Source organism: Embleya sp. NPDC055664, assembly GCF_053618075.1.
Genome location: NZ_JBSHGZ010000034.1, coordinates 85,480 through 111,258, shown reverse-complemented (window position 1 = coordinate 111,258; position 25,779 = coordinate 85,480). Strand labels below are relative to the sequence as shown.

Sequence of the window (25,779 nt, the reverse complement as noted above, 5' to 3'; positions counted from 1 at the left end):
CGGGGACGGACATGCGCGCATTGCTGATGACCGAGCCGGGGGACGCGCGCCGGTCGCGGATCGTGGACGTGGAGGTGCCCCGTCCGGGCCCGGGCGAGGTGGCGATCGACGTCGCGTACGCCGGGCTGAACTTCATGGACGTGATGGCCCGGCGCGGCGATCCGGGATATGTCCGGAGTTGGCCGTATCGCCCCGGCCTGGAGGTCGCCGGCACGGTGCGCGAGGTCGGCGCGGACGTGGTCGGCCTGGCGGTCGGCGACCGGGTCGCGGCGGTGCCCGACGGCGGCGGCCTCGCCGAAGTGGCCATTGCCCGGGCCGGGTTGACCATGACCGTGCCCGCCGAGGTGTCGCTGCGCACGGCGGCGGCGGTGCCACTGGGCCTGGCCACGGCGATGTTGCTGCTGGCCGAGGCGGGTCGGTTCGCCCCGGGGGACAGTGTCCTGGTGCACTCCGCGAGCGGTGGCATCGGCAGTGCGCTGGCGCAACTGGTCCCGCTGCTCGGCGGTGGTCGGCTGATCGGCACGGTGGGCCGGGCGGAGAAGGTCGAGGCGGCCCGGAAGAGCGGCTACGACGAGGTGTTCGTGCGCGACGAGGCGGACGCGGACGCCATCCGGGCGGCCAACGAGGGCCACGGCGTGGATGTGATCCTGGACCCGCTGGGCACCAGTGCGCTGGCCCTGGACCTGGACGCGGCGGCGACCGGTGCCCGGATCGTGCTGTTCGGCAACGCCTCCGGCGGCGCGCTCGACCCGATGCCGGCGGCCGGTCGACTGATCGGCGGCAACATCACCGTGACCGGCTTCAGCCATCGCGGCCTGGTCGCGGGCGCGCCCCGGCGGGTGGCCCGGGCCATCCGGGGCACCCTGGACCTGCTCGCGGGCGGCCGGCTGGACTTCCCGGTCACCGAACTGTCGTCGTTGGCCGAGGTTCCGGCCGCGCACGACCTGCTCGCCGCGGGGCGGGGTGCGGGCAAGTACGTGGTTCGGGTCACCGGCTGACGGGCCGTCACCCCCGGCGCGCCGGGCCGACCTCGGTCGGGCGCGCGCCGGGGCGGATCAGCCCTGTGCCGGGTATTGGCCGGGCGGCTGGTGCGGGGGCTGCGGCGCGTAACGGCCCGGCGGCTGGTTGGGCGGCTGCGGTGCGTACTGGCCGGGTGCCTGGCCCGGGTATTGCTGCGGCACCTGGCCGGCGTACTGCTGCGGTGTCCGACCCGGGTATTGGCTCGCCGCCTGCGGCGCGTACTGGTTCGGCATCTGGCCCGGGTGGCCGCCGCCGTGCGGAACGCCGCCGGACGCCGCGTACGCGTCGGTGAGGTAGCGGAAGATCCACTCGCCCTCGGTGCGCCACGGGCGCGGGAAGTTGAGTTTGGCGGGCTTGTCCTTGCCGGGGAAGTGGAAGAACATCCGGCTCCAGGTCGTCTTCGTCTCCAACCCGCTCAGCAGTGCCCCGGCCTGCGCGTGGGTCAGCGCGTAGGCCACCTCCTTCGGCCTGCTGCTCAGCGAGCTCGCGCGGTGGAACAGCACGCCCTGGCGGGTGACGGTGAAGAAGTAGTAGTCGGACATCGACGCCCCGATCAGCGCGCCGATGCCGCCGAAGAGCGCGAACAACATCGGGTTCGGCCCGCGGACCACGAACATCGTGCACAGCGGTTCGTCGCCGGGCACGGCCGCGGCCACCACCTCCGCGACCTGTCGCTGCATGGTCGCCTTGCGCATTGCCATGTGTCGGTCCTCCCCGTGGGTGTGCCGCGCGCCGCCGCGGCGGGCGATCGAAGGCTAGTCCCGTGGGGGCCGTCCACGGGGCCCGATCCGGGCAAATGTTCGACTTCGATCGAGGGTGTGCGCTTCCGCTGAGCGGAAACCGGGCGCCCGGCGGGCGGGCGGCAGGCGGCACGGTGGGCGGTACGACATCACCGCCGCAGGGGAGAGCGCATGAACGGGCTCGAGGACGTCTATCTGGTGGACGCCGTACGCACGCCCATCGGTCGTCACGGCGGCGCGCTGGCCGGGGTGCGGCCGGACGATCTGGCCGCGACCGTGCTGCGCGCCCTGCTCGACCGGGCGCCGGACCTGGACCCCGAGCGCATCGACGACGTGGTGTTCGGCGCCGCCAACGGGGCCGGCGAGGACAACCGGGACGTGGCGCGGATGGCGGTGCTGCTCGCCGGACTGCCCGCCTCGGTGCCCGGCGTCACGGTGAACCGGCTGTGCGGATCCGGCCTGGAGGCGGTGATCCAGGCGGCCCGCGCGGTCGCGGTCGGCGATGCCTCGATCGTGGTCGCGGGCGGGGTCGAGTCGATGTCGCGCGCGCCGTGGGTGCTGGCCAAGCCCGGCCGGGGTTATCCCACCGGCCACGAGACGCTGCACTCGACCACGCTCGGCTGGCGCATGGTCAATCCGCGCATGCCCGCCGAATGGATGGTCGGCCTCGGCGAGGCGACGGAGCAACTGGCGGCGGAATACGGCGTGACCCGGGAGGCGCAGGACGCCTACGCCGCCGCGTCGCACGCCGGGGCCGCCGCCGCATGGGCCGCCGGCGCGTTCGCCGACGAGGTGGTCCCGGTCCCCGGCGTGGACCTGGTCCGGGACGAGTCGGTCCGGCCCGGCAGCACCCCGGAGGTGTTGGCCGGGCTGAAGCCGTCATTTCGCCCGGACGGCACGATCACCGCGGGCAACGCCTCGCCGCTCAACGACGGCGCCGCCGCGCTGCTCGTGGCCGACGCGGCGGGACTGCGGGCCATCGGCCGCGAGCCGCTGGCCCGGATCACCGCGAGCGGCGTGCACGGCGTGGACCCGCGCCGGTTCGGCATCGGCCCGGTCGAGGCGGGCCGCCGCGCGTTGGCCAGGGCCGGTCGCGGCCTCGCCGACCTGGACGCGGTCGAACTCAACGAGGCATTCGCCGCCCAGGCGCTCGCCTGCCTGGGCGAATGGCCCGAGGTGGACCCGGCCGTGGTCAACCCGCTCGGCGGCGCGCTCGCGCTCGGCCACCCGCTCGGCGCCTCCGGCGCCCGGATCCTGGGCACGCTCGCGCACCGGTTGCACCGCCGGGGCGGCGGCCTGGGCATGGCCGCACTGTGCATCGGCGTCGGCCAGGGCCTGGCCGTCACGGTGGAGAACTGAGGAGAGACGCCCGATGACCATCCCGTACGACCGCACCGACGGCCGACCGGACCGCCATGCACCCGAACCCCCGCGCCGCCTCCCCGAGTTCGACTTCGCCGCCTACCGGAGTACCGAACTGCGCAGCCCCCGGCGGCCGTTGGTGATCCCGCCGAGCGGCGCCACCGAGCGCACCGGCCCGGTGTTCGGCGTCGCCGACGTACACCCGCTCGACGCCGACCTCACCGCGCAACACGTCGGCGAACCGCTCGGCGAGCGCATCGTGGTCGGCGGTCGGGTGCTGGACGAGTCGGGTCGGCCGCTGCGCGGGCAACTCGTCGAGCTGTGGCAGGCCAACGCGGCCGGCCGCTACCCGCACAAGGGCGACCGTCACCCCGCCCCGCTCGACCCCAACTTCACCGGCGCCGGCCGTTGTCTGACCGACGACGAGGGCCGCTACCGGTTCGTCACGATCAAGCCCGGCGCGTACCCGTGGGGCAATCACCACAACGCCTGGCGTCCCGCGCACATCCACTTCTCGCTCTTCGGCACCGCCTTCACCCAGCGCCTGGTGACCCAGATGTACTTCCCGGGCGACCCGCTGTTCGCCTACGACCCGATCTTCAACTCGGTCCGCGACGAGCGGGCCCGGCGCCGGATGATCGCCGGCTTCGACATGGACACCACCGTGAGCGACTGGGCGCTCGGCTACCGGTGGGACATCGTGCTCGGCGGCGCGAGCGCGACCCCGACGGAGGACCGATGAGCACCCCGCCGATCGACATCCGGCCGATGAACACTCCGCCGATGCACACCTGGCCGATCGGCGCCGAGGGCGGCACGCCGAATCCGGACGGCGGGCTCACCCCGTCGCAGACCGTCGGGCCGTTCTTCGGCTACGCGCTGCCCTTCGCCGGCGGCCCGGACCTGGTCCCGCCGCACACGCCCGGCGCGATCCGGGTGCACGGCACGGTGTACGACGGCGCGGGTGTGCCCGTCCCGGACGCCGTCGTGGAGATCTGGCAGGCCGACGCGGCGGGCCGGATCCCGTGCGCGCCCGGTTCCTTCGCGCGCGACGGGGTGACCTTCACGGGGTGGGGGCGGGCGGCGGTGGACCGGCTCGGCCGCTACGCGTTCAGCACGGTTCGGCCCGGTGCGCCCGGGGCCGACGCGAATCCATACCTGGCCATGTCGGTGTTCGCGCGCGGCATGCTGCGCCGAGTGGTCACCCGGGTGTACTTCCCCGAGGACGACCGCCACGCGGACCCGCTGTTCGCGCTGGTTCCGGCGAGCCGGCATGAGACGCTGATCGCCGTGCGGGAGGAATCGGGAGCCTACCGCTTCGATGTGCACATCCAGGGCGAACAGGAGACCGTTTTCCTTGCCGTGTGACCGTGACCCCGTGGCCGGCCGTGACGCCGTGCCCGACCACAATCCGGACCCCGCGTACGACGAGGTCGATGCGGGGCTGCTCGAACCGGTCCGGGCCGGGACGCCCGTCGAAGCGGCCACGAGCGACGCCGCGTACCTGCGGGCGCTGCTCGACGCGGAGGCCGCGCTGGCCCGGGCCCAGGCCCGGGTCGGGCTGATCCCGGCCGAGGCCGCCGCCGCGATCGAGGCGGGCGCCCGGGGCACGTTCGACCCGGTCGACCTGGCCCGTCGCGCACGCGGCGCGGGCAACCCGGTGGTCCCGCTCGTCCAGGACCTCCAAGCGGCGGTGCGCGCCCTCGACCCGGCCGCCGCCGCCCAGGTGCACCTGGGCGCGACCAGCCAGGACATCGTGGACAGCGCCGCGATGCTGGTCGCCGCCCGCGCCCTGGACATCACGCTGTCCGACCTGGCCCGCACCGCCGCCGCGCTGGCCCACCTGGCCGAACGCCACCGCGACACGCTCCAGGCCGGTCGTACGCTCACCCAGCACGCGGTGCCGACCACGTTCGGGCTGGTCGCGGCCGGCTGGTGCGTCGCGGTCACCGACGCCTGGGCGCACACCCGCGCGGTCCGCGCCGCGCTGCCCGCGCAACTGGGCGGCGCGGCGGGCACCCTGGCCGCCCTCGGTGCGCACGGGGTCGCGCTGCTCGCCCCGTTCGCCGAGGAACTGGGTTTGGCCGAACCGGTGTTGCCCTGGCATACGCTGCGTGCCCCGGTCCTGGACCTGGCCGGTGCGCTCGCCCGGATCACCGGCGCGCTGGGCAAGTTCGCCGGCGATGTCGCGCTGCTGGGGCAGACCGAGGTGGGCGAGGTGGCGGAGGCGACCGGCGCCGGGCGCGGCGGTTCCTCGGCGATGCCGCACAAGCACAACCCGGTGTTGTCGGTGCTGATCGTCGCGGCCGCCCGGCAGGTGCCCGGCCACGTCTCGATCCTGGCCGCCTCGGCGGCGGGCGCCGAGTACCAGCGCCCGGCCGGCGCCTGGCACGCCGAGTGGCAGCCGCTGCGCGCGGCACTGCGCCTGGCGGGCGGCGCGGCCTCGACGGCTGCCGAACTGGCCGAGGGGCTGGTCGTCTTCCCGGACCGCATGCGGGCCAACCTGGAGCTGACCGGAGGGCGGATCGTGTCCGAGCGGCTGGTCGCCGAGTTGACCGCCGAGCACGGCGCGACGCAGGCTCGCCGGCTGCTCACCGACGCCTCCCGGACCTCGGCGCGAACCGGCCGGCACCTTCGTGATGTGCTGGGGGAGGCTGACGAGACGCTGTTCGACCCCGCCGGCCATCTCGGCTCCACCCCGGCCCTGATCGATCGGGCGCTCGCGCACCACCGCACCGTGTTCCGGTTCCAAGAGAAGGTCACATGACGATCGCCACGCTCAACCACCGCTTCGACGGCCCGGCCGACGCCCCGGTGGTGATCCTCGGCCCCTCGCTCGGCACCGAACTGGGCATGTGGGACGCGCAGATCCCGGAGTTGTCCAGGGAGCACCGGGTGCTGCGCTACGACCTGCGCGGACACGGTCGCTCGCACCCGGTACCGGGCACCGACTCGATCGCCGACCTGGTCGGCGACGTGCTGACGCTGGCCGACTCGTACGGGATCAGGCGGTTCGCCTACGCCGGGGTCTCGCTCGGCGGCGCGGTCGGCCTGTGGATGGGCGTGCATCATCCCGAACGGCTGACCGGGCTGATCGCGTGTTGCACCTCGGCGCGATTCGGCGAGCCCGAGGGCTGGCGGGAGCGGGCCGCGACGGTGCGTGCGCAGGGCATGCGGCAACTCGCCGACACGGTGATCCGGCGCTGGTTCACCCCGGAGTACATCGAACGCGAGCCGGCCGCGGTGCAGCGGATCCTGGAGATGTTGTACGCCTGCCCGCCGGAGGGCTATGCCGGTTGTTGCGACGCGCTCGCGGGTTACGACCTGCGCGCCGAGCTGGGCCGGATCAGCGCGCCCACGCTGGTGATCGGCGCCGAGCGGGACCCGTCCACGCCGCTCGAACACGCCCGCGAGCTGGCCGCCGGCATCCCCGACGCGACGCTGGTGGAGGTCGCCGACGCCGCGCACCTGGCGAACATCCAGCAGGCCGAGGCGGTCACCTCGGCGATGCTGGCGCACCTGGCGGCGGGGGTGCGGGGATGAGCCACGCCGACGGGATGCGGGTGCGGCGCGAGGTGCTGGGCGACGCGCATGTGGATCGGGCGGTCGCGGGTACCACCGAACTGACCGCCGACTACCAGGACCTGATCACCCGCTACGCGTGGGGCGAGATCTGGACCCGTCCCGGCCTGGACCGCCGTACCCGCAGCTGCGTCACCCTCACCGCCCTGGTGGCCGGCCACCACTTGGACGAACTCGCGATGCACCTGAAGGCGGCCCGGACCAATGGCCTGAGCTGGGACGAGATCAAGGAGGTGCTGTTGCAGACCGCCGTCTATTGCGGCGTGCCGGCGGCGAACAGCGCCTTCGCGGTGGCGCAGCGGGTCCGGGCCGAGCTGGGCGAGTGAGGGAGGGCCGCCGATGACGCCCGTCACGGTGACCGGCAAGGTGATGGCCATCCTCGGCGCGTTCGCAGCCGGGGACGGCCGGTTGACCCTGACGGAGGTGTGCCGGCGGGCCGATCTGGCGCTCGCCACCGGGCATCGCCTCGTCGCCGAGCTGGTCGGCGGGGGTTTTCTGGAGCGGCTGGACGACGGGTCGTATCGGGTCGGGGTCAAGCTGTGGCACATCGGCGCGCAGGCGCACGCCGCGACCGATCTGCGCGATCTGGCGCTGCCGCACATGGAGGACCTGTACGAGGCGACCCACGAGAACGTGCAGCTCGCGGTGCTGCGCGACGGCAAGGCGCTGTATCTGGAACGCCTGCGCGGCACCCGCTCGATGCCGATCGTCACCCGCGTGGGCGTGGAGTTGCCGCTGCACGCCACCGGGGTCGGCAAGGTGTTGCTCGCCTACGCGCCCCGACAGTTGCGCGAGCGGGTGCTGGCACAGCCGTTGGCCGCGCACACCGAGCGCACCATCACCGATCCGGAGCGGCTGCGCGGGTGCCTGGCCGAGGTCCGGCGCACCGGAGTGGCCACCACGTCGGGGGAGATGACGGTCGGCGCGCACTCGGTGGCGGCGCCGATCCGGGATCGGCACGACACGGTGGTCGCGGCGTTGTCCCTGGTGACCGGGCGGCGTACGGCCGACCTGCGGCGGCTGGTGCCGACGGTGACCACGGCGGCTCGGGCACTGTCCCGGGACGTGGCGCTGCACTGGTCCGGGAGTGGGGACATCGGCGCCGACGCGGACGAGGGCGCGGGTGGGGACTGTCACCCACGTGGGTGACAGTCCCCACCGGGGATCACGTCCTCAGAGCTTGAGCATCACCTGTACGAAGGCCCGGTACTTCTGCAGGGCGAGCCGCAGTTGCTCGGTGTCGTCCCCGGCCTCGCGCCGCAGCTGCTCCAACTCGGTGCGCCGGGCCTGGATGGCGTCGGTCGCCAGCTTGGCCACCTGCGCGGTCACCTCGTCGGCGTCGGAGACCGCTTCGGCGGGGCTGTCCACGAAGGTCGACAGGGTGTCCCGGAAGCGGGCGTTCAACTCCTCGCCGGTGTCCCGGTCGACCAGCGCGTCGCCGGCGACGGTACGGCGCGCGGGGGTGCGCCGCGCCGCCGGCCGGCGACCGCTCGCACTCGCCGTCCCGGCACCGGCCGCGGCCGTGCTGCTCTTGCCCGCGCCGCGCACCGGCAGGACCGAGGTCCCGTACGGCTCCACGTCGTCGTGCTGGCGGTGCGGCAGATCGGCGGCCGGGGCCGGCGGCGGGTCGGTGGGCGCGGGCGGGATCGGGCCGGCGCCGTCGGTGATCCGGGCCTGGCGGGCGGCGCGGTCGCGGTCGTCACGCTCCACGACGGGCGCGTCTTCCGGCGGGGCGCCGGAAGTACTCGGCGCGTTCGGGGAGTTCGTCTTGCGCATCGGTCTGGGTCCTCTCGTCCGGTACGACTGGCCGTGGCGCCGTTCCTCCGAGCGTCCCCCCGTTCGGGACCGCTCCGGTGTGGTCGGTCTTCCGCTTTGTCCATGCCTACCCGGGTGTGTACCCGGTCAGCGGGTCTCCGGCTTCGTGGTGTCGAATCGGGGTGCCCGCGTGTCGTATTCGGCCGCTGTCGTGGTCGTACCGGTCGTACCGGGCGTGCCCGTCGGGTCCGTCGTGCCGGTCCGATGGTTGTGCGTGCCCCTGGACGCGGCGCTGTTCCTGGGGCGATACGTCTGCCCCAACAGGTCGTCGAACAGGGCCCGGTGGTGGATCATCGCCTGGCGCAGGTCCTCGGTCTCGGCGCGGCCGGCCTCGTTGAGTCGGGCGATCTCGTGCGCCTGGCGGTAGTGCTCGAGGGTGTGGCCGTGCTCCACGGACAGCAGTTCGATCCGCGTGTCGTGTGCGCCGGTGGGGTAGCCGCGCTCGTGCATCAGCCGGGTGATCAGCGCGTCGGCCTCGGCCACCGCGTCGCCGGGGGCGTCCACGAAACGTTCCTGGACGTTGGTCCACTCGGTGGCGTACTGCTCCCGCGCGGCGGGCTCCAGGGGTTTGAGGTCGAGGTCGCGGTGCTTGCGCTCGCGATCGGCCAGTCGGCGTTCGGCCAGGCGTCGGTCGCCGTACTGTTCGACCGCCTTGTCGTACTCGGGGCCGAAGCGGTCTTGCAGGTGCTTGCGTCGCATCATCGGGCGGCCCACGAGGACGGCCGCGCCGGCGAGGAGGACGACGATCACCACGATCAGGACGATGGTCGCTGCCGTGTTCACGGGGGACTCCAGGAGTGTCGGGTCTCGGATCGTGCCTTTCGGTGGAATAGCGGATGCACTCCGCATAGCGGAGGTATCCGGCCGTGCTCGACATCCCATCCCTTGCCGGGTCCGCGCCGAGCAAACTCGACCGGGTGCACCGGCTTCCGGCCACCGGAAGGCGGGCGGGTCGGCCGGGCCCGCGATGGGCGAGCCTGAGGCGGATCGGGTAGGGCGGGACGAGGAGCGGGCGGATGCGGACACGGGTCGCGATCATCGGTGCGGGGCCTGCGGGTCTGCTGCTGTCGCAACTGCTGCACGATCGTGGGATCGACGCGGTGTTGCTGGAGGCGCGCGATCGCGCGTACTGCGAGGGCCGGCAGCGGGCGGGCATGCTGGAGCAGGCCACGGTCGACGTGCTGCGCGAGGCCGGCGCGGCGGACCGGCTGGATCGTGAGGGGCTGGTCCATCACGGGATCCATCTGCGCTTCGCCGGTCGGGATCGGCACATCGACTTCCCGAGCCGGACCGGGGGGCGGTCGGTGACCGTGTACGGGCAGACCGAGATCGTCAAGGACCTGATCGCCAAGCGGGTCGCCGAGGGCGCGCGGATGTACTTCGACGCGCCGGTGACCGCGATCGAGGGCATCGACGGCGACGCGCCGCGCGTGCGGTTCCTGCGCGACGGTGTGGAGGAGGTGCTGGAGTGCGACCTGGTGGCGGGGTGCGACGGGTTCCACGGCGTCTCGCGCGGGGCGATTCCGGCGGATGTGCTGAAGATTCACGAGCGGGTCCATCCGTTCGCGTGGCTGGGCATCCTGGCGGATGTGGCGCCGTCCACCGACGATCTGATCTACGCCTACAGCGAGCGGGGGTTCGCGCTGCACAGCATGCGCTCGCGTGCGGTGAGCCGGCTGTATCTCCAGGTGGACCCGGACGCGGATCTCGCCGACTGGCCGGACGAGCGGATCTGGGCGGAGTTGCGCGAGCGGTTGGCGCTACCGGGCTGGACGCTGGACGAGGGGCCGATCAGGGAGCGGAGCATCACCCCGATGCGGAGTTTCGTGGCCGAGCCGATGAGCTTCGGGCGGCTGTTCCTGGCGGGCGACGCGGCGCACATCGTGCCGCCCACGGGCGCGAAGGGGTTGAATCTCGCGATGGCGGACGTGCGGGTGCTGGCGCGGGCGTGTGAGGAGTTTTTCCTGGCCGGGTCGCGGGCGGGGCTCGACGGCTACAGCGACGCGTGTTTGCGGCGGGTGTGGCGGGCGGAGCAGTTCTCGTACTGGATGACGACGTTGTTGCATGCGCGTGGGGATGCGGACGCGTTCGAACGACGGTGCCAGGAGGCGCAGTTGGCGTATCTGGCCGACTCCGATGCGGCGATGGCCACGCTGGCCGAGAACTATGTCGGCTACACCTGGGCCGACTGACCCCGCGGCCGGCCGGACGTCGTAGGCTGATGCCGGCAATACGCCATCTTCACAAGGAAGTTCGTCAGCGCCGGGTCGGTCGGTGGAGTGTGCTGTCGGGCTCGCTCGGCATGCGGGTTCGGCGCGGCTCCGCCTCGGCGGTGTGCGGTCGTTTCCCGGATCCGGGCCTGTCTCGGAAGGGCCATGATGACCACCGACCACGACACCTTCGGCGACGGCGGGTATACGCCGGACGCCGAGCGGGACACCACGATCCTGCTGGAGGCCTTCGTCGCGCACATCGCGAACGCGGTTCGCGAGCGGGGCCTGCCGGAGTGCCTCCCGGGCGATGCGACCGCGCTGCACCGCGAACTCGAAGTCGCCAACGCGCACCTGATCGACGACGAGCCGTCCCGGCACAACCTGCGGATCACCCTCGCGCTGGTCGCGGCGTACCGGATCCTGCGGCCGCACCTGGATCGCGACGACGCCGTCGCCCTCGTCCGGGACGCGATCGTCGAACCGCTCGGCGCGATCACCGAGTCGGCCACCGCGGCGATGCTCGATGCCGCGCCCGACCCGTTCGCGGCGATCGTCGCGCTGTCGAAGTCCCGCGAGGAGGAGTCCTTCGGACGGACCTTCACCTTCGTTCGCCCGGCGGACGACGACCGGCGCTACCTCCTCGACATCCACCGCTGCTTCTACCACGACGTGCTGGTCGCCAACTCCGCCCCGGAGTTGACGCCCGCGATGTGCGCCTTCGACCTGAACTGGATCCGGGCCATCGACCCGAACCGACACGGTCTGCGCTTCGACCGCGCCGGCGCCATCGGCCACGGCGACACCCACTGCACATTCCACTTCCACCGCACCGACCCGCCGGAGTCGCCCGTGATCGACGAAGGCTGACGACAAGGTTGTCCACAGGCTGTGTGTGAAGGTTGTGGGCGAGGGTGTCCGAGGCTCGCGGCCTCGGACACCACCCGTGCGTTTTCGGCCGCCGGGAGCAGTGAAGGCACGCGTTAGCGCCGTCGGTGCGGCGAATCCCGGTGCGGGCGCGGGTGATGGGCCCGGCCGCCCACGAGGGGGCGGCGGTGCCCGCAGATCGGCGCGGGCGCCGGCGGGCGTGGGGGCGCGCTCAGCGCCGGGTCCTGGCGCAGGATGGCCGCCTGGAGGTCGCGCAGGCGCGGGCCCGGATCCAGGCCGAGTTCCTCCGCGCACAACCGGCGACCCGCCTCCAGGACCTGCAGCGCCTCCGCCTGCCGACCGGATCGGTAGAGGGCGAGCACGAGTTGCGCCCTCGGCCGCTCCCGCAGCGGGTACGCCCGGACCAGCGACATCAGGTCGCCGATCGCCGACGCGTGCGCGCCCATCGCCAACCGGTACTCGGCCGCCTCCTCGCGCAGCGAGGTGTACTCCTCGACCAGCCGGGCCCGTTCGGACGCGGCCGCGTCGTGGTCGGCCAGCTCGGCGAACGGCTCGCCCCGCCACAACAGGCGTGCCTCACCGAGCAGTTCGTCCGCTCGCTCGTACGCCCCCACCGCACCCGCCGCGCGCCCCGCGTCGGTCAGCGCGCACAGCCGCGCCACGTCCAGGCTCCCGGCCGGCACCTCCAGGGCGTAGGAGTCATCGCGCGTAGTCAACAGGCGGTAGGGCGCACGCCGCCCCGGCTCCAACACCCGGCGCAGGCCGGACAGATAGGCGTGCAGCGTCGACCGGGCCCCAGGCGGCGGACGCCCGTTCCACAATTCCTCGGCCAGCCGCTCCACCGGCACGGCCACCCCCGGCCGGAGCAGCAGCAGGGTCAGCAACTCCCGCTGCCGCCTGGGTCCGATGTTCAACGCGCGTCCGTCGGGGCCCAAAACCTGGGTAGGCCCCGACACACGGAAGGACAGGCCCCCCGACTCATCGCTGCGCGGTGGCTCCCCAACCTGCCCGCGCGACGGAATCCCCCTCGTCATGTGGAAGACGACGGACACACCGCCCGAGCGGGTTCCGCGCCGGCCCAGGGTTGAGGGACCCTCGCCCCGACCGTGCGCCTCCGTTGGGGAATTCCCGCCTCACGGAGGGGCATGGCCGGGAAGCCCTGGGTGGATACATCTAGCGCCGGTCGCTGAAGCGGATGTCCAGGCTGCGCAGATACGTCTGGAGTCCCGCGTCCTGAATCGGGATCAGGTGTGCCGGGCTGCCCGACTCGTTGTGGTGGGCGTGCCACTTTCCGGGCGGGGTGACGAACGCGCCGCCCGGTTCCCAGTCCACCCGCAGCGGGTCGACGATCTCGCCGCGCTCGTCCAGCCGGTCGCCGAGCAGCGTGTAGCAGCCCGGCTCGCAGTCCAGGATCAGATCGAGCGCGACCGACTGGTGGCGGTGCGGGCGCTGGATCTGGTCCACCGGCAGCAGGCCGAACATCGCCCACAGGGTGTGGGTGACGGTCAACGTCCGGTCCTGGTCGACGGTGTTCAGCAGCACGCTGACCCGGTTCTTGGCGTTGGCGCCGGGCGCCTCGGCGATCCGGGTCAGCTCCTCGACCGCACGATGCCGGGCGAACTTGGTGGGCCGGAACCGGGCCGTGCTCGGCACGACCCCGAGGTAGCGCAACAGGGGCTCGTCGTGCACCCAATAGAGCACGGCGTCCTGGGTCGCGTGGTGGGTGATCTCGCCCAGGTCGGGCAGGACCAGGAAGTCGCCCTTCTCCCACTCCACGGCCTGGCCGCCGACCAGTGACAGGCCCCGCCCGTACAGCACGTAGTACAGCTGCGAGGTGGCGTTGGGCCGCACCGCGAGCCGATCGCCCGCGTTGATCCGGACGAAGTTGGCCAGCAGTGCCGGACTGGTCGCCGGGCCGCCCTCGATCCGCATCGGCTCGGCGAGGTCGAGCGGGACCACCCGGGTGTCGCCGCCGGTGTGCAGTTCGGCCGGAAAACGCTGCACCGGGACGGGTGTGATGTGGCCCGAGCCGATCGGGTTGGCCGCCTTCGTGTATTCCCAGTACACCGCGTCCTCGGCCCACGCGGCGGCGCTCGCCGCCAGCGGCCCCTCGAACCCCAGGCGCGCCACGTCGACCAGGGGCGGCGCCGCGACGGTCGGATCGAAGAGCGTGGATTCCCCTGCTCCGGACGGGTTTCGACCGGCCGTCACCTCAGCCTGCGCAGTCATCCGAGATCCCTTCGCGAACGATTCCCCGACCCGGCCATGCTCCCACCGAACCGGTTGCGGCAAACTGCGGAATCGGTCACATTCCGCGCGGTTCGCCCCGGTCGCCCGGCGCCCCGTCGCGCACACGGAAACCGCCGAGCCCGTCGGCGAGTTGCGCGAACGCCTCGCCGGCTGACCCGTCGAGCGCTCCCGCGCCGCTGTCCGTCGTTCGGTGGACACCCGGCGTCCGTCGTTCGTACGTCCCGGCGCCCGAGCCCGCTGCGCCATCGTCGAGGCATGACAGCGGAACGGACACTCGCCCCGGCGGGCGAGGCGGGCGGCGCCGAAACGGCGATCAGGGTGCGCGGGTTGCGGCGCGCGTACGGCGGACATCGGGCGGTGGACGGACTGGACCTGGACGTGCGCCGGGGCGAGATCTTCGCACTGCTCGGCCCGAACGGGGCGGGCAAGACCACCACGACCGAGATCCTGGAGGGCTACCGCTCGCGCGACGCGGGCGAGGTCGCCGTCCTGGGCGTGGATCCGGCGCGCGCCGGGGCGCGGTGGCGGGCCCGGATCGGCATCGTGCTCCAGGAGTCGGCGGACGTGTCCGGGCTGACCGTGCGCGAGAGTGTGCGGCACTTCGCGCACTACTACCCCAGGCCCCGCGATCCCGACGAGGTGATCGAAGCGGTCGGGCTGACCGACAGGCGGGACACCCGGGCCGGCGCCCTCTCCGGTGGGCAGCGGCGCCGCCTCGACGTCGCGCTCGGCATCCTGGGCGGGCCGGAGCTGCTCTTCCTGGACGAGCCGACCACCGGGTTCGACCCCGAGGTGCGCCGCCGGTTCTGGGCCTTGATCGCGGGCCTGCGGGCGGCCGGGACGACGATCCTGCTCACCACGCACTACCTGGACGAGGCCGAACACCTCGCGGACCGGGTCGGGGTGATCCGGGCGGGGCGGGTCGTGGACGTGGACACCCCCGAGCGGCTCGGCGGCCGGCACCTGGCCCGATCGGTACTGCGCTGGCGCGACGCCGAGGGCACGCACGAACTCGCCACCGCCGAACCGACCGCCGACGTGGCCCGGCTCGCGGCCAGGTTCGGCGGCGAGGTACCCGAACTGACCGTGACCCGACCGTCCCTGGAAGACGTCTATCTCGACCTGATCGGAGCCCGGTGATGTCGATGTCGAGGGGAACCGTCGTGGCGGCGCGGACCCGCCTCGAACTGAAGATGTTCGCCCGACACCGCGAGCAGATGGCGGTGACCTTCGCGATGCCGGTGCTGCTCCTGGTACTGCTCGCGCTGATCAGCGGTGGCACGGTGGAGGGCACCGGTGTGGCCCAGAGCCAGGTGCACGCGGCGGGCATGATCGCGGTCGGCATCGTCTCCGCCGGATTCCAGGGCCTGGCGCTCGCGGTGGCCGCCGAACGCCAGGACGGCACGCTCAAGCGGCTGCGCGGCACGCCGATGCCGCCGGCGGCGTACCTCCTGGGCAAGATCGCCCAGGTGATCGTGGTCAGCCTGGCCCAGGTCGCGCTGCTGCTCGTGGTCGGAGTGGTGGGCCTGGACCTGACCCTTCCGCACGACCCGACGCGGTGGCTGACCTTCGCCTGGGTGTTCGTCCTGGGCGTGACCGTGGCCACACTGCTGGGCCTGGCCGCGAGCGGGCTGATGCGCAAGGGCGCCAACGGGGCGCTGATCATCCTGCCCTTCACGGTGCTTCAGTTCGTCTCGGGCGTGTTCGTCGAGCCGAGCCAACTGCCGCAGGGCGTCCAACAGTTCGCTGCGCTGTTTCCGCTGAAGTGGCTCACCCAGGGGATGCGCTCGGTCTTCCTGCCGGACACATTCCAGGCGGTGGAGCCGGCGGGCTCGTGGGAGCACGGTCGGGTGGTCCTGGTCTTGGCCGCGTGGGGTGTGGTCGCCTTGGTCGTGTGGATCAGGACATTCAGGTGGATCGAGAACGAGCGGTGACCATGACGACCGCCGACGCGCAGGACGCGGAGGAGTTGGCCTTCGGGGCCAAACTGGCCACCGTCTACCGCGGCGCCTACTTCCTGCTCGCGGCGATCACCGCGGTCGAGTTCGCCGGACGTGACGCACCGCCGTGGTGCTACGCCGTGCTGCTCGTCATGCCCGTGTCGTTCTGGGTGATGGTGCCGCCGGGCGTGGACCCGACCCAGTGGGACCGGCGCGGCCGGGCCCACCTCGCGATCGCCTACGCCGCGGTGACCGCGCTCAGCCTCCACGATCCCGAGGGAATCGTGCTGATGTACGTGCTGATGCCGCTGACCTTCACCTTCGTCGAGGCGACGATCCCCGCGATGTTGCTGAGCACCTACGTCTTCGGTATGAACGGCGCGCTGCGCGCCCGCAAGGCGCACTGGGAGCACGGTGCGGTGGCGGGCATCGTGGTGGAGGTCGTCGTCGTGCTCGGCTTCAGCTTCCTGATGGCCCGGCTGGTCCAGTGGTTGGCCGACCGGGTGGAGGAGCGCGGCCGACTGCTGCGCGAGTTGGAGGCCACCCGCGCGGAGCTGGCCGAGACGCACCACCAGGCGGGGGTACGGGTCGAGCGCGAGCGTATGGCGCGCGAGATCCACGACACCCTGGCCCAGGGCTTCACCAGCATCCTGATGCTGATCCAGGCGGCCGGGATCACCGTGGACTCCGACTCCGAGGCCACCCGCAAACGGCTGGACCTGGCCGAGCGGGTGGCCCGGGACAACCTCGCCGAGGCTCGTGCGCTGGTCGCCGCCCAGGGCCCGGCCGAGGGCGCCGAGCCGGCCGAACCGCTCGCCGAGGTGCTCGGTCGCACCGTCGCCGCGCTCGGCGAGGAGTTGGAGGTGGCGGCGTCCTTCGCGGTCGCCGGCACCGAGTACGAGTTGTCCTCGTCCGTGCAGGTGGTGCTGGTCCGGGTGCTCCAGGAGTCGCTGGCCAACATCCGCAAGCACGCCGAGGCGAAGTCCGTGGTGGTGGAACTGGCCTATCGGCCGTTCGCCACCAGGCTGACCGTGGTGGACGACGGACGGGGCTTCGAACCGGGGTCGGGGAAGGGGGGATACGGTCTTCCCGGCATGCGAGCCCGTCTCGCACAGGTCGGCGGAGAGGCCGAGGTGGTCTCGGCTCCCGGCCGGGGCACGACCGTACGCGTGGAGGTACCGCAGTGATCCGGCTGCTCATCGCCGACGACCATCCCGTGGTGCGGGAGGGTCTCGCGGGCATGCTCGCGGCCGAGCCCGACTTCGAGGTGGTCGCCTCCGTCGAGGATGGCGCACAGGCCGTGGACGAGGCCGCCGAACTGCGGCCCGACGTGGTGTTGATGGACCTGCGGATGCCCGGGACCGACGGAGTCGCCGCGACCCGGCGGATCGTGCGCGAACTGCCCGGGGTCCATGTGCTGATCCTGACCACGTACGACACCGACGCCGACATCGTGCGCGCGGTCGAGGCGGGCGCGACCGGCTACCTGCTCAAGGACACCCCGAGGGTCGAACTGGCCGCCGCGATCCGGGCCGCGGCGCGCGGCGAGACCGTGCTGGCGCCGCCGGTGGCGGCCAAGCTGGTCACCCGGATGAAGGCCCCGGTGCGCGACGCGCTGAGCCCGCGCGAGACGCAGGTGCTCGGTCTGGTCGCGCGCGGGATGACCAACGCCGAGATCGGCCGCGAGCTGTACATCAGCGAGGCCACGGTCAAGACGCACCTGCTGCGCACGTTCAACAAGCTCGGCGTCGACGACCGCACCGCCGCGGTCACGGTGGCGATGGCGGACGGGTTGTTGCCGGGCGCCGGGGGCTGAGGTCGCGTCCGGCGGGCTATGCGGCCAGGCGGGCGTAGCGGCCCTTGTGGAACATCAGCGGGGCGGTGTCCCGGGGCAGGTCCAGGGCGGTCACCGCGCCGATCACGATCACGTGGTCGCCGCCGGGCAACTCGTGCGCGATGTCGCACTCGATCCAGGCCACCGCGCCGGCCAGCCGCGGCGCGCCGTTGCCGGCGGGCGACCAGTCGACGCCGGCGAACTTGTCGCCGCCGCTGCGGCCCATCGCCCGGCACACGTCCTGCTGGTCCTCGGCCAGGATGTTGACCACGAAGCGGCCGGCGGCGCGCACCTTCGGGTAGGTCGTCGAGGTGAGGGCCGGGGCGATGGAGATGTAGGCCGGCTCCAGCGAGAGCGACGTGAACGACTGGCAGGCCATGCCCACCGGCGCGCCGTCGTGGATCGCCGTGACCACGGTGACTCCGGTCGCGAAGTGCCCCATGACCTGGCGCATCCGCGCCTGATCGATCCCGGCCGACGGCGTCGTTGCGCTGGACATGGCTGCCCCCAGGGGTGCGAAGCTGGATGTGAGCCGGATATGACTAATAGTCGTATCCCTGTTTGTTCCAGCCATTGAACGGCTGATCTGACGAACCGTCAATAACCTGGCGCCGGGTCGCACCCCGTGATCACCGCCACCTTGACGGCCCCTTTCGGGGTGTTCGGGAACTTACGCGTGCCTGCTGCACGTCCGGATCAGTAGCAGTAGCGTCGTCCGCGACGTCAGACATCCTCTGGAAGGACACCATCCATGGCCGTGAGCCTGAGCAAGGGCGGAAACGTCTCCCTCACCAAGGAGGCCCCTGGCCTGACCGCCGTCGTCGTCGGCCTCGGCTGGGACCTGCGCACGACCACGGGCGAGGACTTCGACCTCGACGCGAGCGCGATCGTCGTGAACGCGACCGGCAAGGTCTACTCCGACCAGCACTTCGTGTTCTTCAACAACATGAAGACCCCGGACGGCACTGTCGAGCACACCGGCGACAACCGCACCGGTGAGGGCGAGGGCGACGACGAGCAGATCAAGGTCAACCTCGCCGGCCTGCCCGCCGACGTGGACAAGGTCGTCTTCCCGGTCTCGGTCTACGACGCGGAGAACCGCAAGCAGTCGTTCGGCCAGGTCCGCAACGCGTTCATCCGCGTGCTGAACGCCGCGGACAACGTCGAGCTGGCCCGCTACGACCTCTCCGAGGACGCCTCCACCGAGACCGCGATGCTGTTCGGCGAGCTGTACCGCGCCGGCGCCGACTGGAAGTTCCGCGCCCTCGGCCAGGGCTACGCCTCCGGCCTCGCGGGCATCGCCAAGGACTTCGGCGTCAGCGTCTGACCCGAAAGCACCCCTCGAACGCCGGCCGGGCAAGCCGATCACCCCGGCCGGCGTTCGCCGTTTCACCCCGGCCCCCGCGTCGATGGCGCCGGGTCGGCCTTCAGTGCCCGGGGATGGACGGCCAACGGATCGTCACGACCACCGAGTCCTCCTCGGCCGCCCAGGAGTGGTCGATTCCGGGCCCCCAGACGACGTAGTCGCCTTGGCGTGCCAGGGTCGTGCTGCCGGTGGTGAGATCCAGCCGGAACCGCCCCGACACGAGCAGAAGCATCGTGGTGCGCTGATCGCCGGCGGTCCATTCGGGGCGGGCCTCGCCCGCCGGATGGATGCCCCACTTCACTTCGAGGTCACCGGTGGCGCGGACGCCGCCATTCACCGGATCGACGAAGTGCCCCAGAAGCCAACCGCGATGCTGTTCGGCGTCGTCATTGGCGTTGCCGCCGTACCAGTTGTCCGCCACTTACAACCTCACCTCGATGCTCGGCATGTCCACCCTGGAGCCCCCGATTTCCGAGAGCCGTCGCAAACCCTGAAGGAGGGCGAAGAGCCCTTCGTTGCTCCAGGACGGCTCCCCCGCTAGGCCGGCGAGACCAGGTCGGTCGAGACTGGAGTATCGCCGTAGCCCCAACGACTCCCAGTTTGCCTGGATGTCACCGCCGAACAGATCCCACCAGTCCTCGTCCTCCACCACGATCAGGGTGCCGAACTCGAAGTTTCCGCTTATGAGATTGATGCCGAAGCCGGTGTGTTCCATGCGCCAGTGATCCGGATGCTCCGAGAGCCAACGCATCGGTGGAGAGAGTCGGTTGGGGTGCATCGGATCCGCGTGACGCACGTGGCCCATGGTGGAATCGACGTCGCTTCGCCCGAAGAGTTCTTCTTCCATCTCTCGTTCGAGTGTGGCGGCCACGTGGGCGTCCTCGCCGTAGTCCACGAGAGGTCCGTGAAACGCCTTGGGGATGACGGCGAGCCGACGTGCCGAGTTCAGCACCTTGCTGCCTCGCTCTTGGACCAACAGCACGTAGTCCGGAGGGGATCCCCGGGACATCCGACCGGGTCTGGCGAAGGCGCACAACGCGACCGGCCCGCCGACGCACAGTCGCCGTTGCGTGGCCAGTACAGCCGAGACGTCGCCCAGGTAGTGGTCGCGGAGTGGCAGGGAACCCGGCGCCACTTCCCTGCCGTCGATCAACGCGTCGACGAGTTCCCACTCGAGGAGGTCCATGGTCAATGCGTATTCCACGAACTCTGCCAGTGCGAAAGCCGCTTCCACTCGTTCCTGGCAAATCCGATGGTCTAGAAGGCGATAGATCGGAGCGTTCACAAGCTTGGTTCGGTGGGCGACTACTTCGGCCAAGCGCTCGACGGCAGCACTTGCCACGAATGCCGGCAATGACTGTCTCGCCCCTTGGCGCGGCCCGGACAGACTGAACTTCGAAGTCACGGATGCGACCGGTTGTGAGATGTCCAGCCATTCGGGTGTCGTGAGAACGGTGGTCTCGAGTAGGTCTTCCGCACATTTGGCGGAGTATGCGCGGTGGTGACCGCCGCCGAGGCGGTAGTAGGTGGACAGTGCGGTCGCGAGGTCTCCTCGTTGAATCCGTCCGCGTCGATATGCACGATCGTGCAGGCTTCCGCGATCGAGAGCGGTCAGTCGATCGGTCACCTTGGCGCGACTGCTGCCGACGTCCGCATCCGTGCAACGGTCCAGCCATGTCAAGGCTGCGGCGACATCCGGATCCGAGGTAAGTCGCTCCTCGACTTCGGCCATGACCGACGACGCGTGTGCCGGGCTTGGCGCCGCGCTCCATACGTTGTCCAGGACGTGTCGAAACCGGGTCTGTACTGCCTCTTCTGCCTGATGGAGGGCAGTGTCGAGGATGGATTGGGTGACAGGAACGACAACTCTTTCCGGTCGGGCGTGCCATCCGGCAACGGTGCGTGTGGCCATTCCCAGATGTTGTGCGAATCCCTCATTGGTCAAGCGCATCGCGCGTTGAAGGGCGGCAGCCTCGCGACCGGTCCACCTGTCGATGAAGATCACTGCTGATCCGCCTTCCCGGATGCATCACCAGTGCATCGCCGGTGCATCGCCAGTTCATTTCTGCCGACCGCTACAACGAGTTAACTCGTGACCGTGAAGACGACAGCCTATCGACCATCAGCTGAGGGAGCCCGGCGAAGTCTTCGAAACCGAGCATCCGTACGAGGAGTTGACAACGATGGTGAATAGCAAACAGCAGGCTGTCCCATGGGGGTTCGGTCGAATGCTGCCGCTCGACAATGTGGGCGGAGCGACGGACGTTCGGTACGCCGGGGTGGACCCGGAGACGCAGACCGGTCGTTGGGTAGGGGCGGATGGCCGGCCGAAGCGGGCCGAAATGGGCAAGCACGGGACGTCGGTGAACTCGTACCCGCCCACGCAGATCAGCAAGGACGGTCGGCAGGACGCGGACACCGGCCACGACGCGACGCAGGATTAAGGGGTGCGCGTGGACTGGCGCCCGGTGTTGGTTGCCACCGAGGATTTGGATCCGACGGCCGATCTGGTGATCACCGAACTCAACCGTCGCCGGGTGCCCGTCCTGCGCGTCGATCCCGGCAGGCGAGGGATGACAACGCTCGCGGCCCGGACTACCCGCGATGGTTGGGGTGGTCGGCTGGTCGTCGGCGATCGTTCCGTCGACCTCGCGAATGTGCGTGCCCTGTATCACCGCCGACCGACCCCGTATTCCGTGTCCGCAAGCGAGCAAGGTGAGCGTTTCGCGGCCCAGGAGCACCGACGCGGCTTCGGGGGTGTGCTCGGCTCGTTGCCCGGCTGTCTGTATGTGAGTCACCCCCTTGCGATTGCCCGCGCCGAGTACAAGACCGCTCAACTCGTCGCGGCAGGGCGATTCGGTATGCCGGTACCGCCGACGATCATCACCAACGACCCAACGGAAGCAAAGGCGTTCTGTCGGCAACGCAGGGCGATCTACAAGCCATTGCACGCGGGTGAGTACACCGTCGACGGGTCACCCGCCGGGATTTGGGCGGCGATCGTCGATCCGGAGGAGATCACCGGTGCGGTAAGCCTCAGCCCACACCTGTTTCAGGGATACGTCGACAAGATCGCCGACATCAGGGCGACCGTCGTCGGTGATCGAGTCTTCTGCGTCCGGATCATCGCACCGCCAGGCGTGCCGGATTGGAGAGCGGCCTACAAGTCGCTTGTCTACGAAGCCGTTTCCTGTTCGGACAACATCCGTCGGGCGATGCTCGCCTTTCTCGAATACTTCGGGCTCGTATTCGGCGCGTTCGACTTCGCCGTGACCGCCGATGACGTCTGGTGGTTCCTGGAGTGCAACCCGAACGGCCAATGGGCGTGGCTGGAAAGCGCGACGGAGCAACCGATCGCGTCGGCACTCGCCGATCTTCTCCAGAACGGAGTGACCAGAGCATGAGCGACGACGAAGCCGCAGTGCTTCGCGGCCGGCTGGCCGAATTGATGGTGAAGGAAGGGATCGTGCGTTCGCCCGAGTGGGAAGCGGCGGTTCGCGCGGTGCCTCGTGAAGCGTTCCTGACCGGGGGGTGGTTCGAGTACGAGGACGAGGGCTGGTACCGCCCGACATCGGTCGAGGACGGCCCGGACAAGCTTGCCAGGGCGTACGAGAACGCCACGCTCGTCACGCAGCTCGGCGGGGTCCTCGTGCCGCGCGATGTCGACGGGCGCGTGCGACAACTGCCGACGTCCTCGAGCACGATGCCGGGGCTGGTCGTTCGAATGCTGCAGGAACTGCGGGTGTCGGCGGGTATGCGAGTGCTCGAAGTCGGCACCGGGACCGGATATTCGACGGCGCTTCTCGCGCACCGGCTCGGCGACGACCTGGTGACCAGTGTCGAGGTCGATCCAACCGTGTCGGCAATCGCCGGCGTGGCACTCGCCGGGCTGGGATATCGCCCGGCCCTGGTCGCCAGCGACGGACTCGGCGGACACTCCGACGGGGCACCGTACGACCGGGTGATCGCCACGTGCGGAGTGCGAACCGTGCCCACCGAGTGGATCGCACAGACCCGACCCGGCGGCGAGATTCTGGCCCCGGTGTACGGCGGGTGGATGGGGGCGAGCGAACTGGTACGGCTGACGGTCGCCGATGACGGCACGGCCGCGGGGCCGATGCTGGGCGGGCAGGTCGGGTTCATGATCGCGAGACCGCAGACGCCGCCGCCACTCGGACTGCTGCCCGATCTCGACTCGGGCGACGAACAGTCGAGCGACCTCGGCCCGGATGTGCTGGACGATCACACGACCCGATGGGTCGCACAATTCGCCGCGCCCAGCGCGCAACGGCTCACGATGAATCGCCTCGGGCATCGGGAAGAGGTCTTGGTCGACGTCGAAGCCGGCGCGTGGGCGTGCGTGTACGAACGCAACGGTCGGCCACGTGTGCGGCAAGGTGGGCCCGCACGGTTGTGGGACACGATCAGCGAGCGCGTGGCCGAATGGCGTGCGGCCGAACTCCCGACGGAAAGCCTGCGGATCCGAGTGGGACCGGACGGGCAGCGGCTTGTGTGGGAGTAGCCCGAGAGTAGTGCCGGGGTGGCGGCTTTGTGTTGCCGCTCTTTCAAGCGACAGCGGTCGGGCGTCTCGATTCGAGGCGGGCGCCCGGCCGCTGTCTTCCATCTATCCACCGTGAGGCAGGGATGGAGATTCAAGAGTATCGATCCGAGAGTGGGCTGCCGGTTGTTGTCGGGGCTCGGGTGCGGCATGCCGAGTTGCCGGAGGGGACCGTGGTTGCGTTGCCCGCCGCTTCGGAGCGGGTGGCCGTGGTGCAGCCCCGGGAGGGTGGGCGGTCGCCGTATCCGTGTCCGGTCGAGCACCTGGTGGTGCTTGATCTCGGAGATGAATTGGCGCGCGCTGTACGGGAGTTGAGGCACTTGGATGCGCTCGGGCGGCAGGTCGGGGTGGTTGCCCTGCCCATCCTCGCGGGGCGGAGGGCATCGTGAGTGCGGGGGTGGGGTGGGGCCAACTTCCCTGGGGCGTATGCGATTTCGTGGAGAAGTCGGTTGGGGTCGTGGGCACGGTGCAGGCTGTCGCCGGGCCGCATACCAGTTCCTTTGCGGCTGTTGTCGGCACCGCCGATGGGGCCGTGTTCGTCAAGGCCGCCGAGGAGGCCACCGCGCCGCTTTCGGCTCGGGCGCAGACGAGTGAGATTGCGGCGAGCGCCGTGACCGGTGTGCTCTCGCCTCGGCTGCTGCATTACGGGGCCGTCGACGGGTGGCGGGTGTTGGTCTTCGAGTACGTGGAGGGTCGGGCCGTTCGGTTGTGTCTCGATTCGCCGGATCTGGTGCAGGTGGTCGGTGCGATGGATCGAATCGGGCGGATCCGGCCCGGACGTAGTGCCGGATTGCCGACCCTGGTCGGGCGGTTGCGGGAGCATTTGCCGCCGGGGCGGTCGGGGCCGCTGTGTGGGGATCGGCTCCTGCATACCGATCTGACCTCGGCCAACATGATCATTCGGCCCGACGGTCGGTTGTCCGTCGTCGATTGGGGCCAGGTGGCGCTCGGGCCGCGGTGGGCGGAGGTCGCCTTCGTCGGGTCGCACCTGGTGGACGAGGGGCACAACCTCGGGGAGGTACGGCGTTGGATGTGGCGCTTTCCCGAATGGCGCCGCACCCCGCACACGACACGGCGCCTCCTCGCCGAGGCGATGGTCGACCACACGAACGGCCGGTCGACCTGGTGGCTCAACATGATCGAGGCCCCGATCGCAGGCTGACGGGTGCCTCTCTGCACCTACTGGGGCCGGGCCGGGCGGTCATTGGTGGGATGGCCGCCCCCTCGGCTCGGTCGCTCGTCACGCGTCCCCGAACAGGTGTCGAAACCCGCGCGGAAATTCGTAGTCACACTTTTCGCGGGGGCTCCGTCAAGGAAGCAGAGGCCCCGGAACGAGCCGGGGCGGTTTCCGAAGGAGTCGTCATGAGCGCATCGATCCTGGTCACCGGCGGTACCGGCACCCTCGGCAGCCTGATCGTCCCGCAGCTGCGCGAGGCCGGTCGCGAGGTCCGCGTGCTCAGCCGGCGCGGCGGCACCTCGGCCGACGGCGTCGAGCAGGTGCGCGCCGATCTGCTGAAGAACGAGGGGATCGACGAGGCGGTGAAGGGCGTCGACACCGTGCTGCACCTGGCCGGCGGCGCCAAGGGCGACGACGAGGCGACCCGCAACCTGGTGCGCGCCGCGAAGGACGCGGGTGTGCGGCACCTCGTGTACATCTCGGTGATCGGCGCGAACACCATGCCGATCGGGTACTTCCGCGCCAAGCTCGGCGCCGAGCAGGCGGTGACCGCGTCCGGGCTGCCCTGGACCACCCTGCGCGCCGCCCAGTTCAACGAGCTCGTGCTGAAGATGATGGGCTCGATGACCAAGTTCCCGGTGGTGCCCAACCCGGGCGGCCTGCGCTTCCAGCCCGTCGACGGCCGCGATGTCGCGGAGCGCATGGTCGAACTCACCCTCGGCGCCCCGTCGGGCCTGGTCGCCGACCTGACCGGCCCCAAGGTCTACACGATGGGCGAACTCGCGCGCGGCTACCTCGCCGCGGCCGGCAAGCGCCGCCTCCACCTCCCGGTCCGCATCCCCGGCAAGATCGGCCGCGCCTACCGGGCGGGCGTCAATCTGTCGCTCGACAAGGCCACCGTCGGCACCCGCACCTGGGAGGACTTCCTGGCCGAGCACGTCGGCCGCTGACACCCGACCGGCACACCGACGAGCGCGCCGCCCCGGCGGGAGCCGGAGCGGGCTCGCCGGCGGAGTGTGTCGACCGCGCGACCGGCC

General features: G+C 71.2%; 28 protein-coding genes. 20 read left to right on the top strand and 8 right to left on the bottom strand.

The features are described 5' to 3' along the window. The first annotated feature begins 11 nt into the window (after nt 1–11). Nucleotides 12–998 (top strand): quinone oxidoreductase family protein, encoded by a 987-nt coding sequence (locus ACWGR4_RS37600; protein WP_380008954.1) that lies wholly within the window; start codon nt 12–14, stop codon nt 996–998. 57 nt (nt 999–1,055) lie between these two features. Here the strand turns inward: ACWGR4_RS37600 and ACWGR4_RS37595 are convergent, their stop codons facing one another. After that, the gene (locus ACWGR4_RS37595) at nt 1,056–1,721 is read right to left on the bottom strand and encodes a hypothetical protein (RefSeq protein ID WP_452128577.1); all 666 of its coding nucleotides are present in this window, start codon (nt 1,719–1,721) and stop codon (nt 1,056–1,058) included. Between the two features lie 210 nt (nt 1,722–1,931). On the opposite strand from ACWGR4_RS37595, the gene ACWGR4_RS37590 reads away from it, so the two are divergent. The 7 genes from ACWGR4_RS37590 to ACWGR4_RS37560 are packed head-to-tail and all read left to right on the top strand — an operon-like array spanning nt 1,932 to nt 7,853. Then, nucleotides 1,932–3,119, top strand: coding sequence for a thiolase family protein (locus tag ACWGR4_RS37590; protein ID WP_452128578.1), 1,188 nt, complete (start codon nt 1,932–1,934; stop codon nt 3,117–3,119). A gap of 13 nt (nt 3,120–3,132) precedes the next feature. Then, nucleotides 3,133–3,864 (top strand): protocatechuate 3,4-dioxygenase subunit beta, encoded by a 732-nt coding sequence (gene pcaH / locus ACWGR4_RS37585; RefSeq protein WP_380008963.1) that lies wholly within the window; start codon nt 3,133–3,135, stop codon nt 3,862–3,864. A 41-nt stretch (nt 3,865–3,905) separates the two neighbouring features. Beyond that, on the top strand, nt 3,906–4,490 hold the full coding sequence (gene pcaG, locus ACWGR4_RS37580) for a protocatechuate 3,4-dioxygenase subunit alpha (RefSeq protein WP_380009226.1): 585 nt from the start codon (nt 3,906–3,908) through the stop codon (nt 4,488–4,490). Between the two features lie 10 nt (nt 4,491–4,500). Next, nucleotides 4,501–5,889 (top strand): 3-carboxy-cis,cis-muconate cycloisomerase, encoded by a 1,389-nt coding sequence (gene pcaB / locus ACWGR4_RS37575; protein WP_452128579.1) that lies wholly within the window; start codon nt 4,501–4,503, stop codon nt 5,887–5,889. Next, on the top strand, nt 5,886–6,665 hold the full coding sequence (gene pcaD, locus ACWGR4_RS37570) for a 3-oxoadipate enol-lactonase (RefSeq protein WP_380008968.1): 780 nt from the start codon (nt 5,886–5,888) through the stop codon (nt 6,663–6,665). Before pcaB ends, pcaD begins: the two co-directional genes overlap by 4 nt. After that, on the top strand, nt 6,662–7,030 hold the full coding sequence (gene pcaC / locus ACWGR4_RS37565; protein WP_380008971.1) for a 4-carboxymuconolactone decarboxylase: 369 nt from the start codon (nt 6,662–6,664) through the stop codon (nt 7,028–7,030). The genes pcaD and pcaC overlap by 4 nt, the downstream gene beginning before the upstream one ends. A gap of 13 nt (nt 7,031–7,043) precedes the next feature. Further along, nucleotides 7,044–7,853 carry an IclR family transcriptional regulator gene (locus ACWGR4_RS37560; RefSeq protein ID WP_452128580.1) on the top strand — a complete coding sequence of 270 codons (810 nt, stop codon included), beginning with the start codon at nt 7,044–7,046 and terminating at the stop codon, nt 7,851–7,853. A 24-nt stretch (nt 7,854–7,877) separates the two neighbouring features. On the opposite strand, the gene ACWGR4_RS37555 is transcribed toward ACWGR4_RS37560, so the two are convergent. Next, entirely contained in the window at nt 7,878–8,480 is a 603-nt protein-coding gene (locus ACWGR4_RS37555) for a hypothetical protein (RefSeq protein WP_452128581.1), read from the bottom strand. A 126-nt stretch (nt 8,481–8,606) separates the two neighbouring features. Continuing rightward, complete coding sequence (locus ACWGR4_RS37550) at nt 8,607–9,302, bottom strand: hypothetical protein (protein ID WP_452128582.1); 696 nt, start codon at nt 9,300–9,302, stop codon at nt 8,607–8,609. A 233-nt stretch (nt 9,303–9,535) separates the two neighbouring features. Between ACWGR4_RS37550 and ACWGR4_RS37545 the strand changes: the two genes are divergently transcribed. Next, complete coding sequence (locus tag ACWGR4_RS37545) at nt 9,536–10,711, top strand: 4-hydroxybenzoate 3-monooxygenase (RefSeq protein ID WP_452128583.1); 1,176 nt, start codon at nt 9,536–9,538, stop codon at nt 10,709–10,711. A 183-nt stretch (nt 10,712–10,894) separates the two neighbouring features. Beyond that, nucleotides 10,895–11,599 carry an L-2-amino-thiazoline-4-carboxylic acid hydrolase gene (locus ACWGR4_RS37540; RefSeq protein WP_452128584.1) on the top strand — a complete coding sequence of 235 codons (705 nt, stop codon included), beginning with the start codon at nt 10,895–10,897 and terminating at the stop codon, nt 11,597–11,599. A 113-nt stretch (nt 11,600–11,712) separates the two neighbouring features. Here the strand turns inward: ACWGR4_RS37540 and ACWGR4_RS37535 are convergent, their stop codons facing one another. Both ACWGR4_RS37535 and ACWGR4_RS37530 read right to left on the bottom strand, forming a co-directional pair. Beyond that, the gene (locus ACWGR4_RS37535) at nt 11,713–12,531 is read right to left on the bottom strand and encodes an AfsR/SARP family transcriptional regulator (protein ID WP_452128585.1); all 819 of its coding nucleotides are present in this window, start codon (nt 12,529–12,531) and stop codon (nt 11,713–11,715) included. A 259-nt stretch (nt 12,532–12,790) separates the two neighbouring features. Continuing rightward, complete coding sequence (locus tag ACWGR4_RS37530) at nt 12,791–13,846, bottom strand: cupin domain-containing protein (protein WP_380008992.1); 1,056 nt, start codon at nt 13,844–13,846, stop codon at nt 12,791–12,793. A gap of 276 nt (nt 13,847–14,122) precedes the next feature. Here ACWGR4_RS37530 and ACWGR4_RS37525 point away from each other — a divergent pair, with 276 nt between their 5' ends. The 4 genes from ACWGR4_RS37525 to ACWGR4_RS37510 are packed head-to-tail and all read left to right on the top strand — an operon-like array spanning nt 14,123 to nt 17,623. Next, nucleotides 14,123–15,007, top strand: a complete 885-nt coding sequence (locus tag ACWGR4_RS37525; RefSeq protein ID WP_380008995.1) for an ABC transporter ATP-binding protein — start codon at nt 14,123–14,125, stop codon at nt 15,005–15,007. A gap of 5 nt (nt 15,008–15,012) precedes the next feature. Continuing rightward, entirely contained in the window at nt 15,013–15,801 is a 789-nt protein-coding gene (locus tag ACWGR4_RS37520; protein WP_452128586.1) for an ABC transporter permease, read from the top strand. A gap of 2 nt (nt 15,802–15,803) precedes the next feature. After that, complete coding sequence (locus tag ACWGR4_RS37515; RefSeq protein WP_380009001.1) at nt 15,804–16,994, top strand: sensor histidine kinase; 1,191 nt, start codon at nt 15,804–15,806, stop codon at nt 16,992–16,994. Then, a complete protein-coding gene (locus ACWGR4_RS37510) occupies nt 16,991–17,623 on the top strand; it encodes a response regulator transcription factor (protein ID WP_380009004.1) in 633 nt (210 codons plus the stop codon). Before ACWGR4_RS37515 ends, ACWGR4_RS37510 begins: the two co-directional genes overlap by 4 nt. Before the next feature lie 16 nt (nt 17,624–17,639). Here ACWGR4_RS37510 and ACWGR4_RS37505 read toward each other — a convergent pair whose 3' ends face one another. Beyond that, nucleotides 17,640–18,140: a flavin reductase family protein gene (locus tag ACWGR4_RS37505; protein WP_452128587.1), complete on the bottom strand. Its 501-nt coding sequence runs from the start codon at nt 18,138–18,140 to the stop codon at nt 17,640–17,642. 252 nt (nt 18,141–18,392) lie between these two features. On the opposite strand from ACWGR4_RS37505, the gene ACWGR4_RS37500 reads away from it, so the two are divergent. Next, nucleotides 18,393–18,968 (top strand): TerD family protein, encoded by a 576-nt coding sequence (locus tag ACWGR4_RS37500; protein WP_452128588.1) that lies wholly within the window; start codon nt 18,393–18,395, stop codon nt 18,966–18,968. Between the two features lie 100 nt (nt 18,969–19,068). Here the strand turns inward: ACWGR4_RS37500 and ACWGR4_RS37495 are convergent, their stop codons facing one another. Continuing rightward, on the bottom strand, nt 19,069–19,428 hold the full coding sequence (locus ACWGR4_RS37495; RefSeq protein WP_452128589.1) for a signal peptidase I: 360 nt from the start codon (nt 19,426–19,428) through the stop codon (nt 19,069–19,071). Then, nucleotides 19,429–21,012 carry a hypothetical protein gene (locus ACWGR4_RS37490; RefSeq protein WP_452128590.1) on the bottom strand — a complete coding sequence of 528 codons (1,584 nt, stop codon included), beginning with the start codon at nt 21,010–21,012 and terminating at the stop codon, nt 19,429–19,431. A gap of 178 nt (nt 21,013–21,190) precedes the next feature. On the opposite strand from ACWGR4_RS37490, the gene tgmA reads away from it, so the two are divergent. From tgmA to ACWGR4_RS37465, 5 genes are all read left to right on the top strand, one after another. Next, on the top strand, nt 21,191–21,451 hold the full coding sequence (gene tgmA, locus ACWGR4_RS37485) for a putative ATP-grasp-modified RiPP (RefSeq protein WP_452128591.1): 261 nt from the start codon (nt 21,191–21,193) through the stop codon (nt 21,449–21,451). A gap of 3 nt (nt 21,452–21,454) precedes the next feature. Then, nucleotides 21,455–22,411, top strand: coding sequence for an ATP-grasp ribosomal peptide maturase (tgmB, locus tag ACWGR4_RS37480; RefSeq protein ID WP_452128592.1), 957 nt, complete (start codon nt 21,455–21,457; stop codon nt 22,409–22,411). Continuing rightward, nucleotides 22,309–23,529, top strand: a complete 1,221-nt coding sequence (tgmC, locus tag ACWGR4_RS37475; protein ID WP_452134304.1) for an ATP-grasp peptide maturase system methyltransferase — start codon at nt 22,309–22,311, stop codon at nt 23,527–23,529. Before tgmB ends, tgmC begins: the two co-directional genes overlap by 103 nt. A 568-nt stretch (nt 23,530–24,097) precedes the next feature. Then, complete coding sequence (locus tag ACWGR4_RS37470; RefSeq protein ID WP_452128594.1) at nt 24,098–24,727, top strand: phosphotransferase; 630 nt, start codon at nt 24,098–24,100, stop codon at nt 24,725–24,727. 200 nt (nt 24,728–24,927) lie between these two features. Continuing rightward, nucleotides 24,928–25,692 carry an SDR family oxidoreductase gene (locus tag ACWGR4_RS37465; protein ID WP_380009033.1) on the top strand — a complete coding sequence of 255 codons (765 nt, stop codon included), beginning with the start codon at nt 24,928–24,930 and terminating at the stop codon, nt 25,690–25,692. Nucleotides 25,693–25,779: the final 87 nt, after the last annotated feature.